This is a genomic window from Bradyrhizobium cajani, assembly GCF_009759665.1.
Taxonomy (GTDB): domain Bacteria; phylum Pseudomonadota; class Alphaproteobacteria; order Rhizobiales; family Xanthobacteraceae; genus Bradyrhizobium; species Bradyrhizobium cajani.
This window is the reverse complement of record NZ_WQNE01000019.1, coordinates 118942-131016: the sequence shown is the minus strand read 5'-3', so window position 1 is coordinate 131016 and position 12075 is coordinate 118942. Positions and strand designations below refer to the sequence as shown.

Annotated in this window: 12 protein-coding genes; 2 read left to right on the top strand and 10 right to left on the bottom strand. The window is 63.2% G+C overall.

Annotation, left to right across the window (positions count from 1 at the left end; all coding sequences use genetic code 11):
- Both GPL20_RS22480 and GPL20_RS22475 read left to right on the top strand, forming a co-directional pair.
- The gene (locus GPL20_RS22480; RefSeq protein WP_157331683.1) at positions 1–534 is read left to right on the top strand and encodes a DUF2244 domain-containing protein; all 534 of its coding nucleotides are present in this window, start codon (positions 1–3) and stop codon (positions 532–534) included.
- 56 nt (positions 535–590) lie between these two features.
- On the top strand, positions 591–1487 hold the full coding sequence (locus tag GPL20_RS22475; RefSeq protein WP_157331682.1) for a methylated-DNA--[protein]-cysteine S-methyltransferase: 897 nt from the start codon (positions 591–593) through the stop codon (positions 1485–1487).
- Between the two features lie 119 nt (positions 1488–1606).
- On the opposite strand, the gene GPL20_RS22465 is transcribed toward GPL20_RS22475, so the two are convergent.
- The 10 genes from GPL20_RS22465 to GPL20_RS22420 form a co-directional block, all read right to left on the bottom strand.
- Positions 1607–2230: a 2,3-bisphosphoglycerate-dependent phosphoglycerate mutase gene (locus GPL20_RS22465; protein ID WP_157331681.1), complete on the bottom strand. Its 624-nt coding sequence runs from the start codon at positions 2228–2230 to the stop codon at positions 1607–1609.
- A gap of 19 nt (positions 2231–2249) precedes the next feature.
- The gene (gene dapB, locus GPL20_RS22460) at positions 2250–3065 is read right to left on the bottom strand and encodes a 4-hydroxy-tetrahydrodipicolinate reductase (protein WP_157331680.1); all 816 of its coding nucleotides are present in this window, start codon (positions 3063–3065) and stop codon (positions 2250–2252) included.
- 102 nt (positions 3066–3167) lie between these two features.
- On the bottom strand, positions 3168–4178 hold the full coding sequence (locus tag GPL20_RS22455) for a M23 family metallopeptidase (RefSeq protein ID WP_246250824.1): 1011 nt from the start codon (positions 4176–4178) through the stop codon (positions 3168–3170).
- 17 nt (positions 4179–4195) lie between these two features.
- Positions 4196–5278, bottom strand: coding sequence for a helix-turn-helix transcriptional regulator (locus GPL20_RS22450; RefSeq protein WP_205751193.1), 1083 nt, complete (start codon positions 5276–5278; stop codon positions 4196–4198).
- 175 nt (positions 5279–5453) lie between these two features.
- On the bottom strand, positions 5454–6818 hold the full coding sequence (locus tag GPL20_RS22445; protein WP_157331679.1) for an HlyD family type I secretion periplasmic adaptor subunit: 1365 nt from the start codon (positions 6816–6818) through the stop codon (positions 5454–5456).
- Positions 6815–8527 carry a type I secretion system permease/ATPase gene (locus GPL20_RS22440; RefSeq protein WP_167533149.1) on the bottom strand — a complete coding sequence of 571 codons (1713 nt, stop codon included), beginning with the start codon at positions 8525–8527 and terminating at the stop codon, positions 6815–6817. The genes GPL20_RS22445 and GPL20_RS22440 overlap by 4 nt, the downstream gene beginning before the upstream one ends.
- 128 nt (positions 8528–8655) lie before the next feature.
- Positions 8656–9957 carry a calcium-binding protein gene (locus GPL20_RS22435; protein ID WP_167533148.1) on the bottom strand — a complete coding sequence of 434 codons (1302 nt, stop codon included), beginning with the start codon at positions 9955–9957 and terminating at the stop codon, positions 8656–8658.
- A gap of 391 nt (positions 9958–10348) precedes the next feature.
- Entirely contained in the window at positions 10349–10651 is a 303-nt protein-coding gene (locus tag GPL20_RS22430; protein ID WP_157331677.1) for a DUF1330 domain-containing protein, read from the bottom strand.
- A gap of 119 nt (positions 10652–10770) precedes the next feature.
- Positions 10771–11484: an orotidine-5'-phosphate decarboxylase gene (pyrF, locus tag GPL20_RS22425; protein ID WP_157331676.1), complete on the bottom strand. Its 714-nt coding sequence runs from the start codon at positions 11482–11484 to the stop codon at positions 10771–10773.
- Between the two features lie 6 nt (positions 11485–11490).
- Positions 11491–12069, bottom strand: a complete 579-nt coding sequence (locus tag GPL20_RS22420) for an NADPH-dependent FMN reductase (protein WP_157331675.1) — start codon at positions 12067–12069, stop codon at positions 11491–11493.
- Positions 12070–12075: the final 6 nt, after the last annotated feature.

Genomic DNA, 12075 nt, shown 5'->3' with positions numbered 1-12075 from the left:
ATGAGCACAGGCAACGAAATTGAGCGCGCGCGATCTGAGAGCGAGAACGAGCCTCAGATCTTCTCTGCGCTGCTGTCGCCGCACCGCTCGCTGAACCGCACCGGCTTTCTGGCCGTGATGCTGTTCCTGAGCGTCGTCAGCTTCGTCACGGGCCTCGCCTTCCTGATGATGGGGGCATGGCCGGTGTTCGGCTTCTTCGGCCTCGACGTGCTGGTGATCTGGTGGGCCTTCAAGGTCAATTTCCGCAGCGCACGGGCGACCGAGGAAATCGTGGTCACGCCGTCGGAACTGCGGGTGCGCCGCGTCAGCCATCGCGGCCAGGTTTCCGAATGGGTGTTCAACCCGCTCTGGGTCCGCCTCGACCAGGAGGTCGACGAAGACTATGGCATCGAGCACCTCTATCTGATTTCGCGCGGCCGCCAGCTCCAGATCGCCGGGTTCCTGGGACCAGAGGAAAAAGCACGCTTTTACAAGGCCTTGGTCGACGCTCTGAGCGCCGCAAGGCGCGGCCCGACCTACAACCCGGTGGCCTGATATTCGGATCGGAAATCGGGTGGTTTCGAACCCGCCCCTCTCCTACATTTCCGGTCATGATGACACTCGCGATACATGACCAGCGCCTGGCAGGGCCGGGCATCCAGAACGCCGCGCTGCGCGACTATGATTCCGTGCGCCGGGCGATCGCATTCATCTCGGAGAACTGGCGCGCGCAGCCGACCATCGAGGCGATGGCGGATGCGGCCGGGGTCACGCCGGATGAGCTGCACCATCTGTTCCGCCGCTGGGCCTCGCTCACGCCGAAGGCTTTCATGCAGGCGTTGACCCTCGACCACGCCAAGAGCCTGCTCAGGGATTCCGCGAGCATCCTCGACGCAGCGCTCGACTCCGGTCTTTCAGGACCGGGCCGGCTGCACGATCTCTTCGTCACCCATGAGGCGATGTCGCCGGGCGAATGGAAGAACGGCGGCGCGGGATTGGCGCTGCGTTACGGCTTCCATCCCTCGCCGTTCGGCACCGCGATCGTGATCGCGACGGACCGCGGCCTGTCGGGCCTTGCCTTCGCCGATCATGGCGAGGAGAAGGTTGCGCTCGCCGACATGACGCGGCGCTGGCCGAAGGCCACCTATGTCGAGGATCACGAAGGCACGGCCGCGCTCGCACAGCGCATCTTCGACCCGAAGCTGTGGCGGCCCGACCAGCCGCTGCGCGTGGTGATGATCGGCACCGATTTCGAGGTGCGGGTCTGGGAGACGCTGCTGAAGATCCCGATGGGCCGCGCGGTGTCGTATTCAGACATCGCCTGCAACATCAACAGCCCGAAGGCCTCGCGCGCCGTCGGTGCTGCGGTCGGCAAGAACCCGGTGTCTTTCGTCGTGCCCTGTCACCGCGCGCTCGGCAAGAGCGGCACGCTCACCGGCTATCACTGGGGCATCACCCGCAAGCAGGCGATGCTGGGCTGGGAGGCCGGGCAGCTGGGGATTCAGTGATCGTCCGATGTCGTTCCGGGGCGATGCGAAGCATCGAACTACGGTGCGCAATTGCGCACCTGAGAACCTCGATATTCCGGGTTCGCCCTACGGGCGCCCCGGAATGACGGCATCTGTGATCAGCCCGCCAGATCCAGCTTCGAGGCCACCGTCGAATCCGCATTGAGGCGGTAGATGATCGGCACACCCGTCGCGAGCTCGCGCTTCAAAATGCCTTCGGGCGAGAGCTTTTCCAGCACCATGATCAGCGCGCGCAGAGAATTGCCGTGAGCGGCAACCAGCGTGCGCTTGCCGTTGAGCACGCCGGGCAGGATCTCCTGCACGTAATAGGGCAGCGCGCGCGCCAGCGTATCCTTCAGGCTCTCGCCGCCGGGCGGCGGCACGTCGTAGGAGCGGCGCCAGATCAGCACCTGATCCTCGCCCCATTTCTTGCGGGCGTCATCCTTGTTGAGGCCCGAGAGATCGCCATAGTCGCGCTCGTTCAGCGCGAGGTTCTTCGAGGTCGGCAGGCCTTCCTGGCCGAGCTCGCCGAGGATGAGATCGAGCGTGTGCTGCGCGCGCGTCAGCACCGAGGTGTAGGCGACGTCGAACACGAGCCCCTGCGCCTTCAGCTTCCGGCCGGCGTCTCTCGCTTCTTTCACGCCGAGCTCGGTGAGATCGGGATCCTTCCACCCCGTGAACAGGTTCTTCAGATTCCAATCGCTCTGGCCGTGCCGCACCAGCACGAGAAGACGTTCGCTCATTGACTGCTTTCCGTTTTGTTCAGATGTCGGATAGGCCGAGCACGTCGGCCATCGAGTAGTGCCCCGGGCTCTTGCCATGCGCCCACAGCGCCGCCTTCAGCGCGCCATGGGCGAACAGCATGCGGTCTTCGGCGTGATGCGACAGCGTCAGGCGCTCGAACGGGCCGAGGAAGCTCACGCTGTGATCGCCGGCCGCGGTGCCGCCGCGCAACGAGGCAAAGCCGATGTCGCCGGGCCGCCGCGCGCCGGTGATGCCGTCGCGGCCGCGCGCCGCACGCTCATCGAGCGAGACACCGCGGCCGCTCGCCGCCGCCTGGCCCAGCATCAGCGCCGTGCCCGAGGGCGCATCGACCTTCATGCGATGATGGGTCTCGACGATCTCGATGTCGAAGCTCTCGTCGAGCGCCTTGGCGACGCGCTTGACCACCGCGGCGAGCAGGTTGACACCCAGGCTCATATTGCCGGACTGCACCACGACGGCGCGGTTGGTGACGCTCTTGATCACGGCATTGTCGGAGGCCGAGAGGCCGGTCGTGCCGACGACATGGACGAGGCCGCGCTGGGCGGCGATCGCGACATTGGCGATGGTCGCGGCCGGCACGGTGAAGTCGAGGATGCCGTCGGCATCCTTCGACATCGCCCAGAGATCGGCCGACAGCTCGATGCCATTGGCGGGCAGGCCTGCGAGCACCCCGGCATCCTTGCCGAGCAGATCGGAACCCGGCGCCTCCAGCGCGCCGGCCAGCACTGCGCCTTTGCTCTCGGCAATCGCCCGCGTCAGTGCGCGGCCCATCCGGCCGCCGGCTCCTGCAACGATCAAACGCATGTCGGACATGGCTCACCCTCTCCACGCCCTATAGCGGGAGCGGGCCGTTCCGGCAACCGATCAGGCCTTCAAACCGCTCTTGGAGCCGGATCCCGCGCACCCAGGCGCGAGCTAAAGTGTGAGCTCCAGGTCCTTTTTGAGCACGACCTGGCCATCGCGCTCGATGACATAGGTCGCCTTGTAGGTGCCACGGTCCCACCCCCCAGGAGGGCGCTTCTTCCCCGCAAAAAGCATGAATTGCGCCTTGTTGCCCTGAAGCGGCGCAGACCGATTTTCCGCGATGACATTCTCGAGGGGACCCTTGATGACCAGCCATTGCGCGTCGCCTGCCTTCAGCCCGATAGCGCGAACGAACGCGACGATCGCCATCGAGCTGGCAGACGGCGTTTGCCGCTCGGCACTGCCGTCCTCGATGAGTTCCATCGTGACCGGGCCCGTCGTAAAGCCTGCATTGAGGATGGCTCGTTCCTGATATTCGAGTTTCGAGCGGATGGCAGCAAGCCAGAGGGATTGACCGCCCTCGCAAGACCCGGGACGAACCCCATACGCAAAGGGATCGACGACCGCACCATTGTGCCTCACGGTGAAATGCAGGTGGGGATACTCCGTGAGGCCGGAAAGACCGACACGGCCGATCGGCTGTCCAGGTTCGACCTTGTCGCCGACATTGACCAACACACTGCCGGCGGCCAGGTGGCAGTACTGGGTTTCCCACTGCCCCGGATGTTCGATCACGACGCCATTGCCGCATTCGGTCTCGCGCACTGCTTCGCGTCCCGATTTCGTGAAAGCGTCGTCCAGAGCGTCGTTGCGTGTACGCAGAATGCGGCCGCCTGCCGCGGCGCGCACCTCCACGCCGGTCTTTTGCGCTGCAAGTGAGGGCAAGCGAAAGTCGGTGCCGTTGTGGTTGTCATAAGTCAGCGTGCCGCATTTGTAATCTCGCGCCGACCGAGATGGATCGAGATCGGTGTAGTTCTGGATGTAGCAGGTGCGGCCAGGCTCGCAGGCAATCGGAAGCGCCAATTGAATGTCCTGAGCATCGGCATGGAAGCCGGCCCCAGCCAATGCCAGCACGGCGAAAGCCCGATGGAGGAAACCTGCGCAGCTCATGCGACGCGACATCACGGAGAGTCCCGTACTCAGTCAGACGAACGCTTGCCCGCCGTCCGCAAACTCATCGGCCGGTCTTCGTTCAATGGATCAGCGGAGGCCGGCCGGCTCACCAAGTTCTCGCGCCGGCCCGCGCCAAAAGGTGACTGGGTGAGATGATACAGAAGAAAGAATTCCGACTGTCGATTGATGCCCAATTTGAGCATGATCCTCTTGGTGTAAGTTCGCACCGTTGCCTCGGTCAGTCGAAGCTCAGCTCCGATATCGCGAGGGCACTGGAATTGAAGAATACGCGCGACGATCCTTTCCTCAGCCCAGTTCAACCCAAAGGCAGATGCAATGCAGTGCGCGCCGTGCACATCGTCGAATTGCGGCACGACGATGAGGGCCCTTCCCAGCTCGTCATGCGTCGGAACAGCGCCGATCTTGGCGAAGGCGAATTGCTGGCGATCCATCGAGAGCGGTACCGTAGTATTGAACAATCCACGAGTCCCGCTCTCACCGAGCACCCTCCGGATCGCCCGCCGCAAGCTCTCGGTTACGGAACTGCATGCGCCGGCGAGCCTGCCTCCATCCACCCTTAGCAGCTCGCGCTTGGCAAGCAGCACGCGTCCACCACGATTGACTTCGTAAACGTGCAATCCCTGGTCGGCGACGATGGCGGGAAAGGTCAGCTCTTCGAGCCAGAGCTGCGCATCGACATGGCCCGGCGCCTGACGGGCAAGCGAATGAGCAGCCCTCCATATCGGGCGCACGGTATGCGCCAGACCGGGGATTTCGGCTTCGGCAAGCGCGGTGGGTCGCCATCCGGCCACAAATACGACGGTGGTCCGCTCGCCGGAGGCAAATCTGCCAATGACCGAGTGACCCTTTATCGGGGGTTCGGCGCCGATCAACTTTCGCACGAAGGAGGTCCGGGAATTGATCGGCTCGAGAGAGGCAACGTCCTCGACGGTGCCCTTGCGCGCAATTCGCTCAACCATCGTCGTGCATGACGGATCGGCAGGTACGTCGCCGATCCTGACTTCATCCAGCCCGGAGGAGGATATCATCGCGACGTAGCAGTTCCTGCAGCCGAGCAATTCCGCCATGGCGTTCGCAAAGTATTCCATTGCGGTTTGCTGTGGGCGTGGCTCCGGACAAGGCCCTGAAGGACCACGTCCGTCACTGCCTTGCTTCGAGGCGCGCTCGACGCAATCGGAACGAAGCTCATCCTGTGCGGAAGGTAGTGCCTTACTGCACTCATGCACGGTCACCTCCGTCGTGGGCCCGCCCCCGTCCCAGCGCTTAATTCTCCCTGAACGCACGGTTGATCCGTAGCGTCATCGGCTGCAAAAGATATTCCGCAAAAGTTCGTTCCCCTGTCTCGACAAATATCTCGACCGGCATTCCAGGCATCAATGTCGGGATGTAGGAGGCCGTCGGCGCGTTGGGGTCCAGCTCAATCTCGGCCAGATAGGAGCTCACGCCGGAACGGCTGTCGGTCAGTGCGTCTGCCGCAACACCGACGACCCGTCCCTCGAGCATCGGCCGGCGACGAATGTTCAGCGCGTGAACGCGCACACGCGCCATCTGTCCGACATGGACCTCCTCTCGATCGGCAGGCTTCAATGTCGCCTCGATGACTAGCCGATCTTGCGTAGGAACGATTTCCATAAGGGTTTCGCGAGGTCCAAGCACGGCATTGAGATCCCTGCTGTTGAGGCCGACAATCCTTCCACTTTCAGGGGCACGCAATTCAGACCGGACAAGCTGGGCACGCAACGCGGCAATTCGATGTCTGAGGTCGCCGATTTCCTCGCTCGTCGCGTGCCGCTGCTTGGCGATATCCTGACTTTGGTTGAATCCCAGTTGCATACGTCGGTCCTGCAACTCCGAGATCTTGCCCTGCATCTGCGAAATTGATGCGGCATTGCGGTCGACCTGTCCGGCGGCCTCCGCTTCAGCACGTTGCAACGCCAACAACCGTGGTTTCCGGGCGAGACCTTTTGCCAGGAGATGGCTCGTGTCGGCTATCTCTTCCCGCAACAGTTTGAGTTGCTGTTGCAGCCCTTGAGTGTTGCTCTCCAGGCCGCGGATGGCGTCCGCGTTCTGCAGTATTTGCTGATCGATCACCTTGCGCTCGTTTTCGATCGCGGCCAGTCGCGCGGCAAATTCAGCCTGCTGGGTTTGAATGGCGATGCGTGCGGAGAGACGGTTCGCATTATCCCGCAATTCGTCCGGAAACCGGATTGACTTCGCGGCCTCTTGCTCCGCCGCCAGCCGGGCTTCCATCGCCAGGTCCGCAAAGAACTTCGTTTCGAGAGAACCAAGTGTCCCTTCGATCTGCGCGGTGTCGAGCCGCGCAATGAGTTGCCCGGCCTCGACGTGATCATTCTCGCGGACATAGATCGATTTGATGATTCCGCCTTCCAGGTGTTGCACCGCCTTGCGCTTTGAATGGACCTTGATGAATCCTGGTGCCACGACGGCGCCGCGGAGCGGAACGGTGGTTGCCCATAAGCCGAAGCCGCAAAATTGCAGGACGAGCAACACGCAGCCCCAGGCGATGATGCGTCGCATGTCGGATCGCGGTCGCTCGATCGGCGACGTCCTCGACCGGAGGCCGGCAACAGGCGCGGAGATTGCGATGGCATGACCGGTCTGCGTCATGGGAGTCCCCTCCTCGCCGCCAGCTTGTGAGGTTCGTTGCGAGGGAGCACGGACGGACTCGGTACCGGTGCGGGCCGCTGGGTGCGAAGAACCTCATATGGCGACCCGAAGGTGACCTGTTTGCCGTCCCTCAAGAGGAGCACGGCATCGGCGATGGTCAGGAGGCGCGGCCGATGGGTCACGATCACCGATGCTGCGCCGCGGGCTTTGGCTGATTGAATGGCGGAGCACAACGCTTCTTCGCCGTCCGGGTCGAGATTGGCGTTGGGCTCATCCAACAGGATCAATTTGCGATCGCCGAAAAAGGCGCGTGCAAGACCGATGCGCTGACGCTGGCCACCGGACAGCCTGCTGCCGTCGCGGCCGATCTCGGTCTGGTAGCCAGCCGGAAGCGACAGGATCATTTCATGCGCCTGCGCGAGCATGGCTGCGGCGACGATCGCCTCGTCGCGTGCGCATTCGTCGAACCCGGCAATGGCTTCGGCCACCGTCCCACCCAGGAGCTGCACGTCCTGGGGAAGATAGCCGACGAATTGTCCGAGCTGGTCGGGATCCCAGGTATGGAGCGCTGCGTGGTCCAACCGGATCGTACCGCTGCTCGGCCGCTCGAGGCCTGCCATCAAGCGCAGCAATGTGGATTTTCCAGCGCCGGTCGGTCCGATCACGACGACAAGTTCGGAAGGCCGGCATCGAAATGATATGCCCGCGAGAATGGGACGCGGCGTCTCGCCAATCCGAAACGTCACCCGTTCGACCTCGAGAAGGCCGGATGGCGGCGGCAGCAACGTCTTTTGCGCACGCGCAAGAACCGGCGCCGCGGCGTTGCTGACCTGGGTCCAGGCGTCCTGCGCCGATGTCAGCGCGCGCCAAGCCGAGACCAACCCTTCCATGGGCTGCAATGTGCGAGCGATCAGGATTGAACTCGCGATCAGACTTCCGGACAGCACCTCGTTCTGAAGCACGAGCCAGGCACCGACGCCGATCGCGGCAATCTGGAGGATGGTTCTGACCATTCGCGCGGCGGCCGTGATTGTGTAGATGCGTTCGCTGGCCCGCACGACCGGCGACAGGGCTTCGTCATTGAGGCTCATGAACGCGCGGATGGCGGCTCGGGTCCAGCCCATCGCCTGCACCACTCTGGAGTGTCGGACGATTCCATCGAGCATCGCCTGCGTCTGCAACGCGGCCTGCGAAGCCTGCGCGATTTCCCGCCGCGCAATCCAGTGGCTAGCAGCACCCATCGCCAAGAGCACTCCCACCCCGATCAAGGCTATGACGCCATACCAGGGATGCAGGAAGTATAGGATGAGTATGAACACGGGGAGGAAGGGAGCATCTATCAGCGATGTGACCGTTCCGCTCGACAGGAAACTCCTCAACTCGCGAAGCCTGACGAGATCGTGCGGCCTGCCATCGCCCGGCGCCGTGCCTATGATGCTGCCTTCAAGGATGATCGGAGCGAGGCAGTGCTCGAACCCAACGGCGAACCGGCTCAACAGCCGGTTACGAAACGTGTCGAAGGCGGCGCTGAAGGCGAGAGCGCCTACGGCGATGACGGTGAGGCCGACAAGCGTCTCAACGCTACCACTGCTGAGCACACGGTCGAACACTTCGATGGAATAGAAAGGTACCACCAGCAGCAACAGATTCACGGACACGCTGAAGCACACGATCCACACCAGTGCGGATCGTCCCGGAATCAAGTTCATCAGCGATCTCGGGCCAGAGGCTGGGATCGCACGACGGTTACGCGAATACATAATTGGCCGGCACTATCACTGACTGAAAACACGCAGAGGGTGGGGCGGCCTGACAGCCGCCCCACCGCTGGCCGTCGCTAGACGACTTCGATGGCCGTGTAGCCGGCGGCGTTGTTGATGTCGTCGATCGACTCGAACGGTGTCGCGCCGCCCGAGACGCCGTCGAGCTGGATCGTACCAAAGCCGAAGTCCAGCACGGTGTTGGTTCCGTCGTCGTCCACGATGACCGTGGCCGGATCAAAGCCTGGCGGAGCATCGACATGAACGACATCGCCGTCGGCAGCACTGAGATCGGTGACCTCATCATTGCCGAAATTGGTCGCCGTGCCGTCACCGAAATTATGCGTGTCGGTTCCCGCGTCGCCCGTCAGCACATCGTCGCCGAGTCCGCCGTCGAGGACGTCGGCGCCGTTGCCGCCGTCCAACTCGTCATCGCCGGCATTGCCATTCAGGGTGTCATTGCCGGCACCTCCCGACAGGGAGTCTGCCCCATCTCCGCCATTCAGGACATCGACGCCGGCGCCACCAGCGAGCGTGTCGTCTCCGGCGTCGCCGTCGAGCGTATCGTTGCCATCTCCGCCACTGAGTTCGTCATCGCCGTCACCGCCGCTCATGGTGTCGTTGCCCGCACCACCCGCCATCAGGTCGTCTCCGGCATCGCCGAACATCGTATCGTTCCCGGCGCCGCCATCCATGAGATCGTCGCCGGCATTGCCATGCAAAGTGTCGTTGCCGTCGTCACCGTTCAGCGTATCGGCGCCGGCGCCACCGTTCAGGATGTCGTCACCGGTGCCGCCATTCAGCAGGTCATTGTCGAGTCCGCCGTTCAGCGTGTCGTTACCGGCATCGCCATTCAGGGTGTCATCTCCGAGGCCGCCGGCAAGTACGTCGTTACCGTCGCCGCCGTTCAATACGTCGTTGCCGGCGTCGCCGCTCAACGTATCGTCGCCGGCATCGCCCCATAGGGTGTCGGCGCCTGCACCGCCATGGACGTCATCATTGCCGTCCCCGCCGTGGATGCTGTCGTCGCCGGCGTCACCAAAGAGGTGATCGTCGCCCGTTCCGCCATCGATGGTATCAATGCCCGCGTTTCCATGGATGGTGTCCACGCCGGCATTTCCGTTCAGCGTATCGTCGCCCGCGCCGCCATTGATCGCGTCATCGCCGTCGCCGCCGTCGATCGTATCGATACCGGCATTTCCATCCAGGGTATCGTTGCCGGCACCGCCATCGATGTCATCGTTGCCCGGACCGCCGCTTACGGTATCGTTTCCATCGAGAGCGGCGATCGTGTCGTTGCCTTGCAGGCCGTTGATCTCGTCGTCCGCAGCCGTGCCAACCAGCGCATCGTCGCCTGCTGTTCCATTGATGAGTGCCATAATCTCCGCTCCATTTTGCATGGAAATGCGCGACGCGGGTCGTCGTGCGGCCCGTCATGGACGTCGCAGATTTCGGGTCTGGCTTGATACCCATCACCGATCGGTGTGGGCTCCAATCCAGCAACCTTGGATGAAAGGAGAAGGGTGCGGCAATCCCCATTTGGGGACAAAAGAATACGGCAAGCTAGTGGACCAATGACGGCGACAGTCTTCGTCTCAGGCGCGAACGGCCCCACTCGTTCGATCGAGTGAGGCCGTCAAGGCGATATCGGCGTGAGTGCGAGCGGACTGTCCGCGGCGGTCTCTCGATTGCGTACCATCATCGCGCGCGTTCTGTCCGCGCGGATCATGTTCGCATCAACCGAGGATAGGCTGTCGTGACAATCCGTCTTCAGGGCTGCGGGACGTCATAGCCCTCGATGATGATGAGGTCGGCGACGGAGTGCGGCTGGCGCACCTTGATGTTGGCCTGGTATTCCGGCGAATTGTAGCAGGCGATCGCGGTCTCGTAGTCCGGGAATTCGATCACGACGTTGCGGCTGCGGCTGGCGCCTTCGACGGTTGTGAACTTGCCGCCGCGAACGACGAAACGGCCGCCCCATTTCTGGAAGATCGGACCATTCGCGGCGATGTAGGGCTTGTAGCCCTCGTCGTTGTTCACGTCGACGCGCCCGATCCAGTAGCCTTTTGCCATTGTTCTTCTCCCTTTTGCTGGTCTCTATTTGCGCATGATCTCCGCGCAAACGCGTTCCGCGTTTGTCGCGAGAGAAAACCGCTGCACACTTTTCGCTAACGCGGCCCTTCGGGTCCGGATCATCCTCCGAGCGCCGCTGCGATCTCGGCCTGGATGGCATCAGCCGTGGCCCTGGGATCAGCAGCTTCCACCACCGGCCGCCCGACGACAAGATAGTCGGCGCCGGCGGCAATGGCGCGGCCCGGCGTCATGATGCGCTTCTGGTCTCCGCTGGCCGAACCGGCCGGCCGGATGCCTGGCGTGACGAGGTGCATCTGGTGTCCGACGACCTTGCGCAAGGCACCCACCTCCTCGGGCGACGAGACGAGCCCATCGACGCCGAGCACCTGCGCCTGCTGGGCGCGCGCTTCGACGAGCTCGGAAACACTGAGCCGATAGCCGGCCGCATGCAGATCGTCATCGTTGTAGGACGTCAGCACGGTGACGGCGAGGATCTTCAGGCTGGAATTGCCGCGGCCCTCGACGGCGCCCTTCATGGTCTGAGGATAGGCGTGCACGGTGAGGAAGGTCGCTCCCAGCCGGGTGATGCTCTCCACGCCCTGCGTCACGGTGTTGCCGATGTCGTGCAGCTTGAGATCGAGGAAGACCTTCTTGCCCTTGTCGGCGAGCTTGCCGACCAGCGGCAATCCGCCGGCATAAACAAGCCGATACCCGATCTTGTAGAAGGTGACGCTGTCGCCGAGCCGGTTGATCATCGCTTCCGCGGCATCAACGCTCGGCAGATCGAGAGCAACGATCAGGCGGTCCTTCGGGGCGATCTCGGCTGGCGTCATGTCACCTCACATCATGCGTTGGGAAATGTCGATCAACTGCCGCACCGTTTCCTTCAGCGCGTCGCTGTCGGCCGGGTTCTTCAGCCTGTCCATATCGTCATAGGCCTCGTGGGCAAAGGCGAGCGTGAGCTGGCTGGCAATCACGGTGGCGTGGCAGGAGGTCAGGATCAGCCGCAACGCCTGGAGCGCGCGGGCGGCGCCGAGCCGGCTCTGCGAGGCGCCGGCGAGTGCGAAGGCTCGGTTGCGGAACACCTCGCCACGCGCCTCGTGGGGATCCTGCACGCGGCTGACCCAGTCAATCGCGTTCTTCAGCAGCGGCGGCACCGAGGCGTTGTATTCGGGCGATACGAAGAGCACGCCATGATGCGCACCCATCATGCGCTTGAGATTGACGGCGTGCTTGGGCACGCCGGACCTGGCCTGGAGATCACCGTCATAGATCGGCAGCGGAAAATCGGCGAGCGAGATGCGAGTGACATCGACGCCGGCTTGGGCGAATTCATAGGCCGCGACCGCCGCCAGCTTCGCGTTATGCGAGCCGGTGCGCAGCGAGCCGGGAATGACCAGGATCTTGGGTGCGGACATCCAATC